At 70.6% G+C, this 19828-nt stretch carries 19 protein-coding genes; 7 read left to right on the forward strand and 12 right to left on the reverse strand.

Features of this window, described 5'->3' with window-relative positions:
* Positions 1-24 precede the first annotated feature (24 nt).
* Genes ABZT93_RS24230 through ABZT93_RS24240 form a run of 3 tightly spaced genes read right to left on the reverse strand, consistent with a single transcriptional unit; the run spans position 25 to position 3549 of the window.
* Complete coding sequence (locus ABZT93_RS24230; RefSeq protein WP_356107926.1) at positions 25-966, reverse strand: fumarylacetoacetate hydrolase family protein; 942 nt, start codon at positions 964-966, stop codon at positions 25-27.
* A gap of 28 nt (positions 967-994) precedes the next feature.
* A complete protein-coding gene (locus ABZT93_RS24235; RefSeq protein ID WP_356107929.1) occupies positions 995-2575 on the reverse strand; it encodes an MFS transporter in 1581 nt (526 codons plus the stop codon).
* A 35-nt stretch (positions 2576-2610) separates the two neighbouring features.
* Positions 2611-3549, reverse strand: coding sequence for an MBL fold metallo-hydrolase (locus ABZT93_RS24240; protein ID WP_356107932.1), 939 nt, complete (start codon positions 3547-3549; stop codon positions 2611-2613).
* A gap of 141 nt (positions 3550-3690) precedes the next feature.
* On the opposite strand from ABZT93_RS24240, the gene ABZT93_RS24245 reads away from it, so the two are divergent.
* The 3 genes from ABZT93_RS24245 (at position 3691) to ABZT93_RS24255 (ending at position 5270) form a co-directional block, all read left to right on the forward strand.
* Complete coding sequence (locus ABZT93_RS24245) at positions 3691-4338, forward strand: helix-turn-helix domain-containing protein (RefSeq protein WP_356107935.1); 648 nt, start codon at positions 3691-3693, stop codon at positions 4336-4338.
* A 297-nt stretch (positions 4339-4635) separates the two neighbouring features.
* Complete coding sequence (locus tag ABZT93_RS24250) at positions 4636-4956, forward strand: hypothetical protein (RefSeq protein WP_356107938.1); 321 nt, start codon at positions 4636-4638, stop codon at positions 4954-4956.
* Positions 4957-5003: 47 nt separating this feature from the next.
* Complete coding sequence (locus ABZT93_RS24255; RefSeq protein ID WP_356107940.1) at positions 5004-5270, forward strand: hypothetical protein; 267 nt, start codon at positions 5004-5006, stop codon at positions 5268-5270.
* Positions 5271-5725: 455 nt separating this feature from the next.
* On the opposite strand, the gene ABZT93_RS24260 is transcribed toward ABZT93_RS24255, so the two are convergent.
* Both ABZT93_RS24260 and glnA read right to left on the reverse strand, forming a co-directional pair.
* Entirely contained in the window at positions 5726-6217 is a 492-nt protein-coding gene (locus ABZT93_RS24260) for a DUF6233 domain-containing protein (protein WP_356107943.1), read from the reverse strand.
* 40 nt (positions 6218-6257) lie between these two features.
* Positions 6258-7667: a type I glutamate--ammonia ligase gene (gene glnA / locus ABZT93_RS24265; protein WP_356107945.1), complete on the reverse strand. Its 1410-nt coding sequence runs from the start codon at positions 7665-7667 to the stop codon at positions 6258-6260.
* A gap of 200 nt (positions 7668-7867) precedes the next feature.
* On the opposite strand from glnA, the gene ABZT93_RS24270 reads away from it, so the two are divergent.
* On the forward strand, positions 7868-8338 hold the full coding sequence (locus tag ABZT93_RS24270) for an RDD family protein (RefSeq protein ID WP_356107947.1): 471 nt from the start codon (positions 7868-7870) through the stop codon (positions 8336-8338).
* 162 nt (positions 8339-8500) lie between these two features.
* Positions 8501-9748, forward strand: a complete 1248-nt coding sequence (locus tag ABZT93_RS24275; protein WP_356107950.1) for a lipase family protein — start codon at positions 8501-8503, stop codon at positions 9746-9748.
* 62 nt (positions 9749-9810) lie between these two features.
* Here the strand turns inward: ABZT93_RS24275 and ABZT93_RS24280 are convergent, their stop codons facing one another.
* From ABZT93_RS24280 to lipB, 4 genes are all read right to left on the reverse strand, one after another.
* Positions 9811-10512, reverse strand: coding sequence for a DUF4191 domain-containing protein (locus ABZT93_RS24280; RefSeq protein ID WP_356107953.1), 702 nt, complete (start codon positions 10510-10512; stop codon positions 9811-9813).
* Positions 10513-10578: 66 nt separating this feature from the next.
* Positions 10579-10779: a hypothetical protein gene (locus ABZT93_RS24285; RefSeq protein ID WP_356107956.1), complete on the reverse strand. Its 201-nt coding sequence runs from the start codon at positions 10777-10779 to the stop codon at positions 10579-10581.
* A 266-nt stretch (positions 10780-11045) separates the two neighbouring features.
* On the reverse strand, positions 11046-12011 hold the full coding sequence (lipA, locus tag ABZT93_RS24290; protein WP_356107959.1) for a lipoyl synthase: 966 nt from the start codon (positions 12009-12011) through the stop codon (positions 11046-11048).
* A gap of 74 nt (positions 12012-12085) precedes the next feature.
* Entirely contained in the window at positions 12086-12886 is an 801-nt protein-coding gene (gene lipB / locus ABZT93_RS24295; RefSeq protein WP_356107962.1) for a lipoyl(octanoyl) transferase LipB, read from the reverse strand.
* A gap of 245 nt (positions 12887-13131) precedes the next feature.
* On the opposite strand from lipB, the gene ABZT93_RS24300 reads away from it, so the two are divergent.
* Complete coding sequence (locus ABZT93_RS24300; protein WP_356107964.1) at positions 13132-14568, forward strand: regulator; 1437 nt, start codon at positions 13132-13134, stop codon at positions 14566-14568.
* Between the two features lie 126 nt (positions 14569-14694).
* Here ABZT93_RS24300 and ABZT93_RS24305 read toward each other — a convergent pair whose 3' ends face one another.
* Both ABZT93_RS24305 and ABZT93_RS24310 read right to left on the reverse strand, forming a co-directional pair.
* Positions 14695-16119, reverse strand: coding sequence for an NAD(P)/FAD-dependent oxidoreductase (locus tag ABZT93_RS24305; protein ID WP_356107966.1), 1425 nt, complete (start codon positions 16117-16119; stop codon positions 14695-14697).
* Positions 16120-16290: 171 nt separating this feature from the next.
* On the reverse strand, positions 16291-17184 hold the full coding sequence (locus tag ABZT93_RS24310; RefSeq protein WP_356107969.1) for a TIGR01777 family oxidoreductase: 894 nt from the start codon (positions 17182-17184) through the stop codon (positions 16291-16293).
* Positions 17185-17255: 71 nt separating this feature from the next.
* Between ABZT93_RS24310 and ABZT93_RS24315 the strand changes: the two genes are divergently transcribed.
* Entirely contained in the window at positions 17256-17744 is a 489-nt protein-coding gene (locus ABZT93_RS24315; RefSeq protein ID WP_356107971.1) for a GNAT family N-acetyltransferase, read from the forward strand.
* 155 nt (positions 17745-17899) lie between these two features.
* On the opposite strand, the gene ABZT93_RS24320 is transcribed toward ABZT93_RS24315, so the two are convergent.
* Positions 17900-19084, reverse strand: coding sequence for a MarP family serine protease (locus ABZT93_RS24320; RefSeq protein ID WP_356107974.1), 1185 nt, complete (start codon positions 19082-19084; stop codon positions 17900-17902).
* Positions 19085-19828 lie beyond the last annotated feature (744 nt).

Genomic DNA, 19828 nt, shown 5'->3' on the forward strand with positions numbered 1-19828 from the left:
TCTGTGGGCGGGGAACGGGGAGAGTCAGGGTCTGCGTCGGGCCGGCCGTACAGGGACGGGCGAGCGCCCCTGCACAACCGTGTTGGTGATGGCACCTAGTCCCGTGGCGGTGATGGTGACGGTGTCGCCGGGGCGCAGCGGCGGAGGGTCGTGGCGTCCGGAACGGCCCCAGAGTTCGGCGAGACAGCCGCCGCCCCCGCACGTGCCGGAGCCGATGACGTCGCCGGGGCGGACGGTGGTGCCGCGGGAGGCATGGGCGGTCATCTCCTCGAACGTCCAGGCCATGTTGGCGAGCGTGTCACCGCCGACCTTGGTGCCGTTGACCTCGACGACGAGCTCCAGGTCCAGGAACCCTTCAGGGGTGCGGTAGGCCTCAAGATCGTCCGGAGTGACCAGCCAGGGCCCGAGCGTGGTGGAACTGTCCTTGCCCTTGGACGGCCCCAGCTTGACCCGCATCTCCCGACCCTGGAGATCGCGGGCGCTCCAGTCGTTGAGCAGGGTGTAGCCGATGATGTGCCCTCGTGCCTGTTCCGGTGTGAGGTCGCTGCCCTCGCGTCCGATGACGGCAGCGACCTCGACTTCGAAGTCGAACAGCTCGCATCCGGGTGGAACGGGTACGTCGGCGCCGGTGCCGATCACGGAGTAGGGGTTGGTGAAGTAGAACACCGGCTCGGCGTACCACTCTTCGGGCACGGTGTCGCCGAAGCCCCGGGCGATGCCTTCGACGTGGCCTTCGAAGGTCATGAAGTCCCGGACCGTCGGCGGCAGGAAGGGCGCCAACAGCGTGACGTCGCTCAGGGCGTACACCCCTCCGGCGGGGGTCGCGGCCGCGCAGTCCCAGAGGGCCTGGGAGCCGCGCCTGATCAGATCCAGCAGGTCCGTGCCCTCGGGGAAGGCGTGGACAGTGTCGCCGACGACGGCTCCCGACAGCCGTTTTCCGTGGTGGTCGAATGTGGCCAGTCGCATGATCTGCCCTCCGTTGCGGGCGGGTGGGTCAGTGGGCGGCGGGTGCCGAGGTCTCTACGGTCTGGGGCTTGCGGGTGAGGAAGATGCCGGAGATGACTGCGGCGGCAAGGCAGGCGATGGAGGTGACGATCAGGCCCGTGTCGTAGCCGTGGGCGAGGGCCTGCTGTGCCAGCGGGGCGACCTTGGCGCTCGCCGGCCCGAGCGGGGCTGACAGCACAGCCAGCGGTCCGCCTTGGGCGAAGACGGCGTCGACGATGTGGCCCTCCTGCGCGGTGAGGCCGGCCGAGCCCAGCTTTCCGGCGAGGTCGGTGGCGGCGATGCTCAGGGAGACGGCGCCGATGATGGCCGGGCCGAGAGTCTGGCCGAAGTCGCGGACGAGATTGGTGGCGGCGCTGGCCATGCCGGTGAGCTCGCTCGGCACGATGTTGACCGCTGCGGCTGTGAGTGCGGAGACGATCAGACCGAAGCCGGTGCCGTTCAGGAGCAGCGGCCCGAGGATCGACGTGAGCGCCGTGTCGCTGATCGGGACGCCGCTCAGCCACAGCTGCCCGGCCCCCACGCTGAGGAAGCCTGCCACCAGCATCAATCCGGGGCTGACCCTGCGCAGCAGCCTGACCAGCAACGGCCAGACGAAGGGGGTGATTCCCTGGATGATCAGAAAAGGAACGGCCGCCTGCAGCGGACTCTGGTGCTGAATGGCGCCGACCCGGATGCTCAGGTCGTACGCACCGCCGAGGAAGCCGAACATCCCGATCACGGCGACGACCGCTGCGGCGGTGAACGCGGGGTTACGGAACAGCTCCAGCCGCAGCATCGGCGACGCCGACCGGTTCTCCACCGCGACGAACGCCACCATCAGCGCGGCCGCCATCGCGAACGCCCCGACGATTGACTCCGAGCCCCAGCCTGCCGTAGGCCCCTGGATGATCCCGTACAGCAGGGCCAGCAGCGCTCCGGCGATGGTGAGTTGCCCTGGCCAGTCCAGTGACCGCCCTTGCGGCGCGCTGGATTCTCCGGCGAGCAGCAGGCTCACCGCGGCCGAGGAGACGGCCAGTATCCCGACGGCGGCGAAGGCCCACTGGAAGGCGGTGTATTCCACGATCGCGCCGGACAGCAGCGGCGCGATGAACGCGCCCAGCGACAGCGCCGTGGTCCAGGAGGCCAGGCCCCGGGCCCGGGACTCCGGATCCGGCGTGGCCGTGACCACCAGGGCGAGCGAGGAGGGGAACAGTGCGGCGGCCCCGATGCCGGAGATGGCCTGGCCCGCGATCAGCTGGCCCGCCGAATCGGCGGTGGCCGCGATGAGATAGCCGAGGGCACCGATCACGGCACCGGCCACCATCAGCCGCTTACGGCCGAAGAGGTCACCGAGGACGCCGAAGGTCAGTTCCAGAATGGCGGTGGGCACCAGGAAGGCGGCGCTGATCCAGGTGAGCTGGGAGCCGCTGGTGTGGAGGGTCTGCTGAATCTCCCCGTTGATCGCGGCGGGCAGCACCAGTCCGATCTGGGCGACGCAAACTGCCAGGCAGGCGGCGATCAGCGTGCCGAGGCGCCGTCGCGAGGTGGTGGTCGGCCCGGCGTGCGCCAGGGGTGGTGCGATGGAGACCATGTCTTCTCCCAAGGGCGAGGGACGTGCGGATGGGTTCAGGAGCCGTACAGCAGTTCGGCCATGCAGCCGAACAGTCCGGGGCCTTCGAGCGGAGGCAGTGAGGGGTCGAGCTCCCGGTAGACGGTGTGCACGTTGACGGCCAGGCGTTCGCTCTCGTCCAGGTCGGCGAAGCGGCCGAGGCGAATGTCGCGTGCCGCGTCCATGGCGGGCATGCCGGCGGTGAAGCGGGCGGTGGCCTGCTCGTGGACGTATGCGAGGTAGTCGCGGATCTCGCGGACGGCCTGCTTGGTGGTGACGGGGCCGTGGCCGGGTACGACGATGTCGGCGTCGAGGCCCAGCAGCAGGTCGCAGGCAGCGAGCCAGCGCGCGAAGGGACCGTGCCAGACGACCGGCGCTGCTCCGGCGAAGACGATGTCGCCGGTGTAGACGGTCCGGGCCTGCGGCACGTGGACGATCGTGTCGCCGGCGCTGTGCGCGGGCCCAACGTCGATGAGGCGGACCTCGGTCCCGCCGATGTCGAGGACGGTCTCGCCGTCGAAGACCCGGTGCGGGAGGACGGGTTCGATGTCGGTGTGGTCGAAGCGGCCGAAGATCCGGCGGGCGAAGTGTCCGGCCGGGCTGTCCATGCCGGTCAGTGCGCGCATTTCGGCCGGGCCCACCTGCCGCATGTCCGCCACGGACCCGCGGGCCGCGATGATCTCGGCGTGGGACACGAGCTGGTTGCCGAACCAGTGGTCGCCGTTGCCGTGGGTGTTGACCACGGTGGAGATCGGTGCGGCGGCGGTGAGCGGTGCCAGCGCGTCGAGCATGGCCTTGGTCAGCCGCAGGTCGTAGAGGGTGTCGACGAGCAGCGACGCGCCCCGGCCGGTGATCAGCCCGGCGTTGCTCATGCCCCATCCGACATCGCCCGCGATCCAGGCGTAACAGCCGTGTCCGAGCTCGACACGGCCCGTCCGGGATGTCACGGAAGCCACGTTGCCTCCTTGTCAGCGCCCCGCGATCAGCAGCGCGAGACTTTCATCCACTGCTGGACTCGGGTCCAGCAGTGGCGAGGAATCTAGAGTGGTCCCGGGGCGGGGTCAAGAGCTGTGCGGCCTTGTGCTGTACTGAGGGCCATGAAGATCCGGGACGCGGCAGCCGCCTCCGAGGGCGGCGCGGCCGTCGGACGCCAGGAGCGCAGGCGTCGGAAGCTGCACGATCAGCTGTACGAGACGGCGGTCGGTCTCTTCGTCGCCCAGGGATACGAGGCGACCACCATGGAGCAGATCGCCGAGGCCGCCGATGTCGCCCGGGCCACCGTCTTCAACCACTTCACGCAGAAGGTCGGCTTCCTCGAGGAATGGGGAGTCCGCCGCCGGGCCCGCGTCGCTGAGATCCTCGGCGCGGAGCACGCCGAGGACCTGCCGGTCGGCGACCGGCTGCGCCGCTACCTGAAGGAGATGGGCGACCTCAACGTCGCCTCCCGCGCGGAGACCACCGTCCTGATGGACGCCTCAGCGCGTTACGGGTACCTCCTGCAGGACCCGTCCCTGGAAATCGAACTCGCCAGGATCGTCGAGCAAGGGCGGCAACGCGGGGAGATCAGGGCAGGCGTCGACTGCGACCAGGCCGGCCAACTCCTGGCCGCCTGCTACTTCTCGACGATCCTGCGCTGGATCCGCGAGGAACCGGCCCCGTTCGACCTGCACGAGCGCCTCGCCGGGGCGCTCGACATCATCCTGCTGGGCCTTCTTTCCGACGCGGCACATGCCGGGGAACCCTGACGGTTGCCTCACCGCCGCCTTGAGGCAGAAGGCCGGTGGGCCCCATCAATCAAGCAAGCTCACGGCTCCTGCGTGATCGTTCTGCGTAGAGAACAGAAATGATCACGCGGCACCCCGGGCATCTTGCCGGCCCAACACAAATAGTGACGCCCGGTCAGCAGACCGAGCCCCAGGTTGATGCGACTGGGCCGGTTCTTGTCCGCTCGGAACTGCTGTCCTGCTGGCCCTACCGGTACGAGGAACTCGAAGTCGAGCTGCACCGGGTCGGACTCCGGACAGAAGTGAGCACGTTCGATCTTGAGGCCGAGAACCTGCCGCCGCTCAGCGCAAGGCCGGACGCGAGTTGGATCCGCGACCGCCGTCGCCGACTCCGAGCAGACCCTGCTCTGCACCTACCTCTCCGCCGCCCTCCTGGTCGGCCTCGTCGCCAACAGTCTCTTCGGCTGGTCCTGGGCCGACCCGATCGCCGCCCTCGTCATCGCTGCCGTCGCCGTCAAAGAAGGCCGCGAAGCCTGGCGCGGAGATGCCTGCTGCGGCCCCATCCCCATCCCCATCACCAACGCCGCCGCGGAGACCGACGCCTGCGCCCGCAAGCCCGGCTGCACCTGCTGCAACTGACCGCCGTCCCGGGGGCTCAGCAAGCGGTCAACGGTCAGTCTCAAACAGTGGCGGCCACAACCGGATCGGCGAGGGGTATTGCCTGGCGCCGGCCGGACAAGATCCGCAACCCCGCCGAGCTGCTGCTGCCGCAGACCGAGGTGTCGGATGCAGAGATCGAGGGCGCGCTCGCGCTGACGGGGCCGGAGTTCGAGGACGCCTACACCGACGCCATGGCGAAGATCATTGAAGCGAAGCGGGAACACCGCGCACTGCCGGAAGCGCCGGAGCCCAGGAATCGGGCAAGGTGCTCTACCTCATGGCCGCCCTCATGAGTCCGTCCAGCAGGCCAGGGCTTCCCGCGGCGAGGACGCCGATGTGCACGAGCTGCCGAAGAAGAAGGCCGTCGCCAAGTAGGCGACGGCGAAGAAGACGCCGGGGCGTCGCCCGCGCAGCGGTAGGTGAGTCGCAACATGGACATCGACCTGACGTATGGCAAAGGGCTGCTGCGTGCAATCGGCGGTGTGCCGATCACGTACGGCGAGCGAGAGTGGATGGACACAACACCGCGCGCCCTGGGTGCATGGGCGCTCGAATATCAGCGGTTCAGTTCAACTCTGCGAGCTGTAGGCGGCGTCGAGATCACCTATCGCCGGTGGTCCAGCCTGCCGCGCACCGTGGGTCAATGGACCTGTGAACACCGCAGATCTCGCCTGGAGAGCATCGGCCCCTACGCACTGAGACACGACCAAGCCGGCCGCGTCTCTGCCATCGGCCCGCTCCAGATCTTCTACGACCGAGGCGGGAGCGATCGTGCTGTTCTGGCAGAAGCAGACCTGGGACGCGTACAACCAAGCCAAGCGCTGACAGACGTCCGGACCCGGGAAGCCCGGATGACCAGGGGTTGTTCAGGCTCGCGGCGGCCCGCTCGCCGGCCGCGCAGGGCCTGGTCCAGCATCCCCAGGGCCGTATCGGGCCGACACTGCGGGCACGCATCGACGCCTTCGGCGAGCGCGCGCACCGCCTGGTCCCGTCCGACGCCCTTGGACCGTGAGCCTGCGTTCCAGCAGTCACCGACATGCACGTACACGGCGTTGCGCCGGGACAGGCCCCGCTCGATCAGCCACTCAGGGATGCGGTCACCGGCCCCGGCGAAGCCGATGCGCTGACCTGAGCGGTGGCGGGCCGTAGTGCTCGATCTTCGGTCGCGCTGCTGAGCCCCAAAACGACCCGTCGGCCGTGCCCTTCCAGCAAGGAAGAACACGGCCGACGGCCCACACACGGCCCAGGAGAGCAGAAGCCCGCTCTGACCTGGGGCGATATCACACGTCGAAGTACAGCTCGAACTCGTGCGGGTGCGGACGCAGCTGCAGCGGGGCGATCTCGTTCGTGCGCTTGAAGTCGATCCACGTCTCGATCAGGTCCGGCGTGAAGACGTCGCCCTGGAGGAGGAACTCGTGGTCGGCCTCGAGGGAGTTGAGGACCGCCGGGAGGGAGGTCGGGACCTGGGCGACGTTCGCGTGCTCCTCGGGAGCCAGCTCGTACAGGTCCTTGTCGATCGGCTCGGCCGGCTCGATCTTGTTCTTGATGCCGTCCAGGCCCGCCAGGAGCAGGGCCGAGAAGGCGAGGTACGGGTTGCCGGAGGAGTCGGGCGCGCGGAACTCGACGCGCTTGGCCTTCGGGTTGGAGCCCGTGATCGGGATACGCATGGCCGCGGAGCGGTTGCGCTGCGAGTAGACGAGGTTGATCGGGGCCTCGAAGCCCGGCACCAGGCGGTGGTACGAGTTCACCGTCGGGTTGGTGAAGGCCAGCAGCGACGGGGCGTGCTTGAGGATGCCGCCGATGTAGTAGCGGGCGGTGTCCGACAGACCCGCGTAACCGGCCTCGTCGTAGAAGAGCGGCTGGCCACCGGTCCACAGGGACTGGTGGACGTGCATGCCCGAGCCGTTGTCACCGAAGATCGGCTTCGGCATGAAGGTCGCGGTCTTGCCGTTGCGCCAGGCCACGTTCTTCACGATGTACTTGAAGAGCTGGAGGTCGTCGGCCGCGGCGAGCAGCGTGTTGAACTTGTAGTTGATCTCGGCCTGGCCGGCGGTGCCCACCTCGTGGTGCTGGCGCTCGACCTGGAGGCCGGAGGCCGCCAGCTCCAGGGAGATCTCCGCGCGCAGGTCGGCGAAGTGGTCGACCGGCGGGGTCGGGAAGTACCCGCCCTTGTAGCGGACCTTGTAACCGCGGTTGTCCTCCAGCGCACCGGTGTTCCAGGCGCCGGCCTCGGAGTCGATGTGGTAGAAGGACTCGTTCGCGCTGGTCGCGAAGCGCACGGAGTCGAAGACGTAGAACTCGGCCTCGGGGCCGAAGTACGCGGTGTCCGCGATACCGGTCGACGCCAGGTAGGCCTCGGCCTTCTTCGCCACGTTGCGCGGGTCACGGCTGTACTGCTCGCCGGTGATCGGGTCGTGGATGAAGAAGTTGATGTTCAGCGTCTTGTCGCGGCGGAAGGGGTCCACCCGGGCGGTCGACAGGTCCGCGCGCAGTGCCATGTCGGACTCGTGGATGGCCTGGAAGCCACGGATCGACGAGCCGTCGAACGCGAGCTCCTCGTCCGGGTCGAACGCCTCGACGGGCAGCGTGAAGTGCTGCATGACGCCCGGCAGGTCGCAGAAGCGGACGTCGACGAACTTGACGTCCTCGTCCGCGATGAACTTCTTGGCCTCGTCGGCGTTCTGGAACATCCAGCTCCTCCTACTCCCGACCGTTCCTGGACCGGGGTGGTAGTTCGTTCGTGCGGCCAGTGCGGTGGCACACGCTGTCCACGACCCTAGGGACGGGTGGTTTCTCGGGCGTGACCCATTTGTTTCGCACAAGTTAACCGGACATCGTCGGCCCCGCCCCACCTGTCCGTATCCCGAAACGCGGGCAGTACCGTGGACGCGTGGACAAGAGGGATGCAATCGGATCGTGGCTCTCGGGCCCCCGCGCGGCCGCCGAGGATGCCGGTATCGACTTCGGATACCGCGGACAGCAGCTCGGCCTGCCGGAGGAGGGACCGGGGTCGATCGCCCGCCCCGGGCGACGGCTGGGCGCACTCGCCGTGGACTGGGCGATGAGCGTGCTGATTGCATCCCGGTTGATCACTCAGAGCTATGGCGACCCGTCGACCTCGAACTGGTCGCTGCTTGTCTTCTTCGTGATGGGCGTCCTCACGGTCGGCACCATCGGCTTCACCCCGGGCAAACGCCTCTTCGGCCTGCGCGTGGTCGCCCTCGACTCCGGCCGCGTGAACCCTGCGCGCGCCCTCCTGCGCACGGTCCTGCTCTGCCTCGCCGTCCCGGCCCTGATCTGGGACCGCGACGGCAGGGGCCTGCACGACCGGCTCGCGAAGACCGTGGAAGTACGCATCTGACGACGCCTCTGACGAGGCTTCCGACGAGGCCCCCGCCTTTGTCGTGTCCTGACAGCCGCCGCGCCGAACACGCGCGGCGGCTGACTATGGGACGACCGGTCCGGCTCCTAGCGTCGAGCACCCAAGCAACCTCCCCCCGTTGCGAAGGGACACGCCGGACCGATGAAGAGACCCGCACTTGTCACCGCCCTCGTCGCTGCTCTGCTGGGCGGCGTCCTCGTCTCCGGGGCACCCGCGGCCCAGCAGTCCGCCGCCTGCACGGCCGCCGACGCGGACGTCTACGCACCCCCCGCCACCGTGCCCGCCACCCCGGGCACCGTGCTGGCCTGCAGTTCCGTCACCCTGAGTCAGGTGCCGGGCACCATCGCCATGTCCGCGTGGAAGGTCCGCTACAGCTCCACCGACAACCAGGGCCGGCCCGTCGCCGTCTCCGGCACCCTCGCCGTCCCCACGGCGCCCTGGACCGGCCCCGGCACCCGCCCCGTCGTCGCCTTCCACCCCGGCACCCTCGGCCTCGGCCCCCAGTGCGCGTTCTCCAAGCAGCTAGCCGGGGCCTTCCAGGACGAGTACGAGGGCGACAACATCGCGGCCCTGCTCAAGGCCGGGTACGCCGTCGCCGCGACCGACGGTCCCGGCTACCTCGACGGCCAGACGCACCGCTATGTCGCCGGCACCGACTCCGGGCACGCCCTGCTCGACATCGCCCGCGCCGCCCCCGCGGTGCCGGGCAGCGGCCTGTCCCGGCAGACCCGCGTCGGCCTGTGGGGCTACTCCGAGGGCGGCGCTGCCAGCCTGTGGGCGGCCCAGCTGGCGGCGTCCTACGCACCCGACCTGAACGTGGTCGGGGACGCGTCCGGCGGCATCCCGGGTGATCTGAAGGAGGTGGCGGCCGGGCTCGACGGCAGCGCCTTCGCCGGGTTCCTCGCCGACGCTGCCGTCGGCATCCAGGCCGCCTACCCCTCCCTGCCCCTCGACTCGCTCCTCAACGACCAGGGCCGGGACAGCGTGAAGACCGCCAAGTCCGTGTGCCTCGCCGGTACCGTCACCGCCCTCGCGGGCAAGAGCATCAAGGGCTTCACCACGGCCGGGCTCACCCTCGACCAGTTCTACCGGCAGCGCGGCAGCGACGGCCGCACCTGGGGCCAGGTCCTGGACGCCCAGAAGCTCGGCGTGGACCTCGGGACCTACCGGATCGTCTTCCCCGTCCTCCAGTACCGCGGCGCCCTCGACGAGGTCATCCCGACCGCCACCGAGGACGCCGTCCGCTCCGCCTACTGTGCCGCGGGCGTGAAGACCGGCTGGAAGATCTACGCCGGTGACCATCTGCTCACCGACAACCAGGCCGTCGGCGACGTCGTCTCCTGGCTCGGCGACCGGTTCGCGGGCAGGTCCGCCCGGAGCGACTGCTGATTCCACTGCGACGAGGGGGCGCCCGGTGTGACACCGGGCGCCCCCTCGTCGTACGAGAAAATTCAGCGGGCCTTGCCGCCGCCCTTCGGCAGCTTCATGCCCTTCGGCATCGGGCCCTTGGGGAGCGGCATGTTCTTCATCAGGTCGCCCATCGCCCGCAGCCGGTCGTTGGTGGCCGTCACCTGGGGGCCAGTCAGTACGCGCGGCAGCTTGAGCATGGCCGTCCGCACCTTCTTCAGCGGGACCTGGCCCTCGCCCGTGCCGACGAGGATGTCGTGCACCGGTACGTCCGCGACGATGCGGTTCATCTTCTTCTTCTCGGCGGCGAGCAGGCCCTTGACCCGGTTCGGGTTCCCCTCGGCGACCAGGACGATGCCGGCCTTGCCGACGGCCCGGTGCACCACGTCCTGGCTGCGGTTCATCGCCACCGCGGGGGTGGTCGTCCAGCCCCGGCCGATGTTGTCCAGTACGGCCGCGGCGGCACCCGGCTGGCCCTCCATCTGCCCGAATGCGGCCCGCTCGGCCCGGCGTCCGAAGATGACCGCCGTCCCGAGGAAGGCGAGCAGGAAGCCCAGGATGCCGAGGTAGACCGGGTGGCCGATCAGGAAACCGATGGCGAGAAAGACGCCGAGGATGAGGAGGAAGACACCCGCGAGTACCAGGCCGATCTTCTTGTCGGCCTTGCGGGTCATCTTGTACGTCAGGGCGATCTGCTTCAGTCGCCCGGGGTTCGCGGCATCCGCCGCACTGTCACTTCTCGCCATGCCCCGAAGTCTACGTGGCCCCGCAGACGTGGACGACGGCAGTGTCCGCCCCTCGAACGGGAGGCTTCAGGAGCTGATGGTGAACGTCTGGTCCAGGACGCGCTGCGCCTCGACCCGGTCCTTGGCGCGGCGGCGGTCCTCCAGGACGGAGGTCCAGGCGTTGCGCCGGGCGGTGCGCTGACCGCTGCTCAGGAGCAGCGACTCGACGGCACGCAGTGCAGTGGTGAACGACGGAATGGCGGTGGCGCGAACCGGCGCGGCCTGCATGATGGGGGTTCCCCTCGGGATGGCGGCTCGGGTGAGTGGTGCACGGTGTGTACAACCAGGGTCACTGAATGGTGTTACCAGCGCGTGACCGACCGGTCAAACGCCCATGAAGCCTTGATGCGCCGCCCGAAAACACGGACGCGGCCCCGATGGCCCCCCTATCTGCGGGGATGTCCGGGACCGCGTCAATCGGCCACTACCGAGCGGTAGTTGCTTGTGCTGGGATTCACACGTTTGGAGTGGCACTCCGTGCCATCTGAAACTTCTCAGACCGCCTGTGAGGCGACGTAGGAACCGCGCTTTTCTACGGCCATCTGGTAGAGCCGGCCGGCCCGGTAGGAGGACCGGACGAGGGGTCCGGACATCACGCCGGAGAAGCCGATCTGCTCGGCCTCCTCCTTCAGCTCCACGAACTCCTGCGGCTTGACCCAGCGCTCCACGGGGTGGTGCCGCACCGACGGCCGCAGGTACTGCGTGATGGTGACGAGCTCGCAGCCGGCGTCGTGCAGCTGCTGGAGCGCCTCGCTGACCTCCTCGCGGGTCTCGCCCATGCCGAGGATCAGGTTGGACTTGGTCACCAGGCCGAAGTCGCGGGCGTCGGTGATGACCTTCAGCGAGCGCTCGTAGCGGAAGCCGGGGCGGATGCGCTTGAAGATCCGCGGGACCGTCTCGACGTTGTGCGCGAAGACCTCGGGGCGGGACTCGAAGACCTGCTGGAGCAGCTCCGGCACGGCGTTGAAGTCGGGGGCCAGCAGCTCGACCTTGGTGCGGCCTGCCGCGCGGCCCGCGGTCTGCTCGTGGATCTGGCGGACCGTCTCGGCGTAGAGCCAGGCGCCGCCGTCCTCCAGGTCGTCGCGGGCGACGCCGGTGATGGTGGCGTAGTTCAGGTCCATGGTGACCACGGACTCGCCCACGCGGCGCGGCTCGTCACGGTCGAGCGCCTCGGGCTTGCCGGTGTCGATCTGGCAGAAGTCGCAACGCCGGGTGCACTGGTCGCCGCCGATGAGGAAGGTCGCCTCGCGGTCCTCCCAGCACTCGTAGATGTTGGGACAGCCGGCTTCCTGGCAGACCGTGTGCAGGCCCTCGCTCTTCACGAGCTTCTGCATGGCGGTGTACTCGGGGCCCATTTTCGCCCGGGTCTTGATCCACTCGGGCTTGCGCTCGATGGGGGTCTGGGCGTTGCGGACCTCCAGGCGCAGCATCTTGCGTCCGTCGGGTGCGACTGCGGACACGACCGGCTCCCTAGCGTTTGATTCTTCGGCGTGCTCAAGGGTACGCCCGTGGATTTGAAAGTCCGCTGCCTGTCTCAGGCCGCAGGTGTCTTCTCGATCACCCTCGGCTTCAGCTCCGCGTTCTCCAGTACGTCCCTCAGGTGCCGCTCGACGACCGGCAGGACCTCGTCGATGGTCACGTCCCGGCCGAGCTCGCTCGAGAGGGAGGCGACGCCCGCGTCACGGATGCCGCACGGGATGATCCGGTCGAACCACTTGTTGTCCGGGTTCACGTTCAGCGCGAAGCCGTGCATGGTGACGCCCTTGGCGACGCGGATGCCGATCGCCCCGATCTTGCGGTCCTCGCGTCGCTGGCCCGCGTTGGAGGGGGCGTACTCCGGGCCGTTCATGCGCGGGTCGAACTCATCGTCCGTGAGACGGGGGTCGAAGTCCAGGGAGAGCCCGCCGAGGGACGGACGCTGCTCGACCGGGTCACCGAGCACCCACACGCCACTGCGGCCCTCGACCCGGCTGGTCTCGAGGCCGAACTCCGCGCAGGTGCGGATCAGTGCCTCCTCCAGGCGCCGTACGTGCGCCACCACGTCCACCGGGCGCGGCAGCTTCTGGATCGGGTAGCCCACCAGCTGGCCCGGGCCGTGCCAGGTGATCTTACCGCCGCGGTCGACGTCGATGACCGGAGTGCCGTCGAGGGGGCGCTCGCTGTCCGCGGTGCGTCGGCCCGCCGTATACACAGGAGGGTGTTCGAGCAGCAGGACCGTGTCGGGGATCTCGTCCTCGAACCGCGCCGCGTGCACCCGGCGCTGCTCGTCCCAGGCTTCCTGGTACTCGACCGCGTCCGCACCGAACCCCATGCGGACGAACCGCAACCCACTCACGGCAAGCGCCTCCCTAGAAGGTCGTAAGGCACGAACGGTGCCTACGCCACTGTACGTCCGCCTCGCAGGCGTCAGCCCTGGGGGCAATCCTCACACGATCGGATGAACGAACGTCGAAGCGTGCGATCGTCTGCTCACTCTCCGCTACATTCGCGCCGTTCGCAGAGGCCATAAGGGCTGCTCACAGGCAATCCGGGCACCACGTGACCACGTGACGGCCCGAAAGGCAGGAGACCGCACCGCAGATGACGGAACGACCCGCGCAGCGCACTCCCAACCGACAGCTCGCCGCGCTCATCGCAGAAGCGGGGTTCTCCAACGCGGGTCTCGCCCGGCGTGTGGACCAGCTCGGTCTCGAACACGGGCTGGATCTCAGATACGACAAGACATCCGTGACCCGGTGGCTGCGCGGGCAGCAGCCCCGGGGAACCACGCCCGCCCTCATCGCCGAGGTCTTCACCCGCCGGCTCGGACGCCGGCTCTCCGCGCAGGACCTCGGCCTCGACGCCTGCGCCCCCGTCTACGCCGGGCTGGAGTTCGCCGGAGGCCCCGAGGAGGCCGTCGACATCGTCAGCGGGCTGTGGCGCAAGGACTCCGGCAGCCACGCCGAGCTGCGCAAGATCGCCTTCACGCCCGCCGGACTGGTCGTGCCTAGCCGTGACTGGCTGATCGGCCGCCCCGACGACCGGGTCGCCCATGGCGAGCCCGCCCTCCGGATCCCTCCCCAGGGGCGCCCGGTGGTGCCCCGGCAGCGCGGCCAGGCCGAGCGCGTACCCGGTCAGAAGGTCACCGGGGGCGACATCGCCGCGCTCGCCTCGGTCGGCGACCTCTTCCGCACCCTCGACGACCAGTACGGCGGCGGCCACGCCCGGCAGGCCCTGGTCCGCTACCTGGAGCACGAGTGCGAACCGATGCTGCGCGGCACCTACGGCGAGACGACCGGACGCAGGCTGTTCGCCGCGGCGGCCGACCTGACCCGGCTCGCGGGCTGGACGTCGTACGACATCGCGGCGCACGGTCTCGCGCAGCGGTACTTCGTGCAGGCGCTGCGGCTCGCGCAGGCCGCGGGGGACCGGGCGTACGGGGCGTACGTGCTGGTCACGATGAGCCGTCAGGCCGTGTATCTGGGGCACGGCCGGGAGGCGATCCAGCTCGCGCGGGTGGCCCAGCAGGGTGTCGGTACGACGGCACCGCCGGTCGTGCAGGCACTGCTGCACTCGGCCGAGGCGCGCGGGCACGGGGTGCTGGGCGAGGTGCGGGCGTGCACATCGTCGCTGGTTCGCGCGGAACGGGCCCTGGAGGCGGCGCGCCCCGGTGACGAGGTCCCGCACTGGGCCCGGTTCTTCGACGAGGCGCAGCTCGCGGACGAGTTCGGGCACTGCCACCGGGATCTGCAGCAGTTCCGGGCGGCGGCGCAACACGCTGAGCGCTCGCTTCAGCTGCGGGCCCCCGCGTATGCGCGCAGCCGGCTGTTCTGCCGGGTGGTGCTGGCCTCTGCGAGGCTGGGGCTGGGGGAGTTGGATCAGGCCTGTGCGTTGGCCGCGGAGGCGGCGGGGCAGGCGGCGGAGATGCGGTCGGTGCGGGCGGTGGAGTATGTGCGGGACTTTGAACGGCGGTTGGAGCCCTATAAGGATGCGGCGCCGGTTCGGAGTTATCGGGACAAGGTTGCTGCGCTGGGGTAGGGAGCGCCTCGCCGTAACTCCGCCGCTTTGTATGCCGGGTGACGAGTGCGTCGTGGCTGGTCGCGCCCACGCGGCGGAGCCGCAAATCGATACAGCCCCGCGCCCCTGACGGGGCGCGGGTGACCGTCAGGCTGCCTGAGCTGTCGGAACCGGGTCTGCTCGGTGCATGGAGCCCGCTGCTCCCAGGTCCTTCAGGATCGCCGTCGATGCCCTGTGGGCCGAGTGCAGCGCTCCCTGGACCGTGCTCGTGTCGCGGTGGTCGCCGCAGACGTACAGGCCGGCCAGCAGGCGTACCGGGCGGCGGAGGTCGTGGGGGGCGGGCATGGCGGGGACCGCCTCCCGGGTGTGGTGGACCGCGAGGGTCTCCCAGCGGTGCGTCGGGGTGCCGTAGAGGCGTGCCAGGTGGGTGCGTACGGCCGTCTCCAGGTCCGAAGGGGGAGTGCCCAGGACCGTCGAGGAGACCAGGGCCCGGCCCGAAGGGGCCCGGCTCGGGTCGACCTCGCTGATCACCGCCGTGTGGGCCACCGGGCCGCCCCGGTCGGCGTCGAGCAGCAGCGCCGCACCCGTGCGGGGCGGGTCGTCCGTCGTGTGGTGGACGACCGTCACCGGGTGGAACTTCGGCACCCGCAGGCCGGGGAGCAACTCCGCGGCCGCTCGCGCGTCCGTGGCCAGCAGCACCGCCCGGCACCGGACCTCGCCGTGCTCGGCCGTCGACACCGACGTCGTCGCGACGGACGTGACGCGCACCCCCGTGTGCACGGTCCCCGGCGGCAGGGTCTGCGCGAGCAGCTCCGGAAGCGTCTCCGCGCCCCCCTCCGGCACGCACAGCCGTCCGCCCGCGAAGGCCCGCAGCGCGAGGTCGGCGCACCGGCTGGACGTCGTCAGCGCGGGGTCGCACAGCAGCGCGGCGAGCAGCGGACGCAGGAAGCCGTCGATCGTGCGCGCGGGCAGCCCCCGAGCCGCGAGGGCCTGCCCGGCGGGCAGTTCGGGGCGGGCGAGGAGGCGTTCTACGGGCACGTGGGCGAGCCGGGTGAGCGCGGCACCGAGCCGGGCCTGATCGACGGCCCCGCCGAGCGGCGCGGCCCCGCGGGCGACCCGGGACGCGGTTCCCTGACCGGCACCGGGCAGTACCCGGAACGCGGCCCTGCGGGACGCGGCCACCCGCCCGGGTCCCGGTACCCCCCGAGGGGCGCTCGCCAGGGCGCGCACCGCTCGCAGTGCGCCCCTCGCGCTCCGGGCGCCCGCCGGAGCGTCCACCCGGTGGTGACGCCCGTCGCCGTGCAGCAGGACCCCGGGCGCGAACGGGCGCAGTACGAGCCCGTCGAGTCCGGGGGCCAGGCGTAGTTCGGGATACGCCGTGGACAGCAACTGTCCGATCCGGTCGAGCCGGAAGCCGTCGACCTTCTCGGTCGACATACGGCCACCCACACCGGGGGCGGCCTCCAACACCGCGACACTCACTCCTTGGCTGGTCAGCCGATGCGCCGCGGAGAGTCCGGCTACCCCGGCTCCCACGATCACGACGTCCGCCTGGTACGCGGGCTCAAGCACGTGCCCCTCCTCGAGGTTGCGCGGCCGGTGGAGACGTCATGCCCCCAACAGGCTCCGGGAATACCCGAGTTCGGGTCGAGGGTAGGGCCGTGAACGGTCAGGAACAGTCGCGCATCGGCAGGGCACGGTCGCACATCGGTCGCATGTCGTCACAGACAGCCATGGAGCCCCTCACGCCGCGCGGAGCGCCCCTTCGATGTCCGGGAAGGCGAAGGTGAACCCCGACTCCAGCAACCGCGTCGGCCGTACCCGTGCGCTGCCGAGCACGTCCCCGGCCATCTCGCCGAGCACGGCCCGCAGGACCGGAGCGGGGACGGGAAAGAGCGTCGGCCGGTGCAGCACACGGCCCATGGCCTCGGTGATCTCGCTGTTCGTCAGGGGCTCCGGGGCGGTGAGGTTGAACGGCCCCGAAAGCCCTTCGGTCTCCAACAGGTGCCGGATCGCGGCCACTTCGTCATGCAGCGCGATGAACGACCAGTACTGCCGCCCGTCGCCCATCCGCCCGCCGAGCCCCGCCTGGAACAGCGGGAACAGCTTGCCCCAGGCCCCGCCCCCGCGGCCCACCACCAGACCGGTGCGGGTGAACACGGTGCGTACGCCCGCCTGCTGCGCGGGCGCGGCCGCCCCCTCCCACTCCACGCACAGCTCCGGCAGGAAGCCCTGCCCGGCGGGTGAGTTCTCGTCGACTACCCGGTCGCCGGTCTCGCCGTAGTAGCCCATCGCGCTGCCGTTCACGAAGACCCGCGGCGGCGTGTCCAGGGAGGCGACGGCCTTGGCGAGGGCGGTCGTGCCGTTGACCCGGCTGTCGTGGATGCGCTTCTTGTACGTCTCCGTCCAGCGCCGCGAACCGACGCCCGCCCCGGCGAGGTTGACCACGGCGTCGCACCCGGCGAGCCCGGCGGTGTCGACCCGCCCGGTCTCGGGGTCCCAGCGGACCTCGGCGTCGTCCCGGGGCTCCCGGCGCACCAGGCGCACCACCTCGTGCCCGTCCGCGGTGAGGGAGCGCACCAGGGCCGAGCCGATCAGTCCGGACGCTCCGGCCACCGCGATTCTTGAAAGTTGCATGACCTCATCCTGCCTGGTGGGTGGGTAAAAGCGATGTCTGGTTCCGGTACCCCCGCTTTAGGCTGGCGGACATGTCCCAGCTGTCCATACGCCTCGCCCTCCCCGACGACGAAGAGGAGCTGGCCCGCCTCGACCGGGCCGAATGGTCGCCCCTGCACGAGGTCCTGCCCGAACAGCGGCCGCCCTACCGGCCGTTCTTCGACGAGCGTCACCTCCCCGGCGACTGTCTGGTCGCCGAGGCCGACCGGCACATCCTGGGGTACGTCCGTCTCGGCTTCCCGACCGGGCTCGACGCGAACGCCCATGTGCGCCAGATCCAGGGCTTCGTCGTCAGCGCCCAGGCCCGCGGGCGCGGCGTCGGCCGGGCCCTGGTCCGCGCGATCACCGAGGAGGCCCGCCGCCGGGGCGCCCGCCGCCTCACCCTGCGCGTGCTCGGCCACAACACCCCGGCCCGCAGGCTCTACGAGTCCGAGGGCTTCGCGGTCGAGGGCGTCCTGCCCGAGGAGTTCCTGCTGGCGGGGGAGTACGTCGACGACGTGCTCATGGGGCGCCGTCTCTGAGGACCTGGTCGGCCGCGGCTGTCGTACGGCGTCTGCGCACCACCAGGTAGAGCGCGACCGCCGCCACGAGCAGGGAGATCAGGAAGAACACGGGCACGGGGGCCTCCGCGAGGACGAAAGGGACCGGCCCTCTCATCATCGGGGAGGCTGTCGCGCTACGACGTGACCAGATCGCCCGTGTCCACCGGTGAGGTGGCGTTCGCCGCCTTCTCGGCGGGGCCCGCGACCTCGTCGGCCGTCAGGACGTAGCCCGTCTCGTCGTCGGAGGTGGAGCGGGCGAAGACCACGCCGTAGACCTGCCCGGAGGTGGTCAGCAGGGGACCGCCGGAGTTGCCGGGACGGACGGTCGAGCGGATCGAGTAGATCTCGCGGGTGACGGTGGCGTCGCTGTAGATGTTCTGGCCGGTCGCCTTCACCCGGTTGGCCACGGTTGCCGCCTGGAGGTTCAGGTCGCCGTCCTGCGGATAGCCCGCGACCACCGCGGAGTCGCCGCGCGAGGCGCCGTCGTCGAAGCGCAGCACCGGCGCGCGCAGATCCGGGACGTACAGCACCGCCACGTCCCGGTCCGGATCGAACAGGACCACCCGTGCCTTGTGCGGCTGCCCGACCCCGCCGATCCGGACGCTGGGCTCGTCGATGCCGGCCACCACGTGGGCGTTGGTCATCACGTGCTGCGGCGCGTACACGAAGCCGCTGCCCTCGCGGCCCTGGGTGCCGGAAGCGCCCTCGATCTTCACGGTGCTGAGCTTGGCGGCGTCGGTGGCTGCGCCCGTGACGCTGTCACCGGTGGGCTTGGCGACCTCGGCCGTCGACTCGTTCTCGAACGGGTTGAAGACCTGCGGGAAACCCGCCTCGGTGAGCGCGGAGGTGGCCCGGGAGAACCAGGACGGCGTGGTCTCCGGCATGGAGTCCTGGACGGCGCCGAGCAGGGCGGAGTCACGGATGGCGGTGGTCACCAGCGGGGACGAGGACGCGCCGAGCACGCTTGCGGCGACCCAGGCCACGATGAGTACGGCGACGGAGTTGGCGGCGGCACCGCCGACACCGTCGGCGACTCTCAGGGGTCCCTGGTCCAGTTCCCGGCGGAGCCGGAGCGCCAGCCGTCCCGCCAGCTCGTGCCCGACGGCGGCCGGGACCAGCACGGTCAGCACCGCGGTCACCGTCGCGGCCGTGCTCCCCGGTGTCACCAGGTCCATCATCCACGGCAGCACCCACACGCCCACGACCGCGCCGCCGACGAAGCCGGCGAACGAGACGCAGCCGGCCACCAGGCCGCGCCGGTAGCCGGAGGCCGCATAGGCGGCGATCACCAGCAACAGCAGGATGTCGAGCACGTCCACGGAGCCGCCCTTCTCTTTCGGAACCTTCAGTACGCAGGCGAGGCGTCCAGTGATCAGCTACGCGCGCGCGTGGCACCGGGAACCGGCCACGCGCGCGTGCACCTGGAGAAACGTCGCGGACCAGGACGATGGTTCCACCGGGTGGCACAGCACACATCGCGGACGGCGCGGATCCGTCGGACAGTGGGACCATGCGTGTCCGAAGAGCGCGGGGACCGCGTAGACGGCGGGCGCCCCGAATACGCCACGCGGGTCGAATACGGCTCGCGATCCGAAACGGACTGACCTCGGCGAAGCGACCGGCGCCGGGAGCCGCCCGCACGGCACCGAGCACCGCGGAGACACCCGAACACCCCGGCCCCCACCCTCCGGCCGCCCCACAGGCACCCAAACCCTCGGCGAGCCCCGCGCCGGGCCTCCAGCCGTCCGAACCCCTCTCCGGAAGCCCTGCGGCCCCGCGCGGGTCCCCGTCGCCCGGCAGCCCCCTCGTCCCCGCCGAGCAGGGGGCCCGGCAGGCCCCGGCGCCAAGCGTCCAGCCCGGGGGCTCCGGCCGCCCCTCGGCCCGGCAGGCACCCACGCCGTCCGGCGAACCCGTCTCCGGAAGCCCCGCGTCCCCGCGCGGATCCCCGTCGCCCGGCAGCCCCGTCGCCCCCGCCGAGCAGGGGGCCCGGCAGGCCCCGGCGCCAAGCGTCCAGCCCGGGGGCTCCGGCCGCCCCTCGGCCCGGCAGGCACCCACGCCGTCCG

This window comes from Streptomyces sp. NPDC005303 (genome assembly GCF_040607335.1).
Taxonomy (GTDB): domain Bacteria; phylum Actinomycetota; class Actinomycetes; order Streptomycetales; family Streptomycetaceae; genus Streptomyces.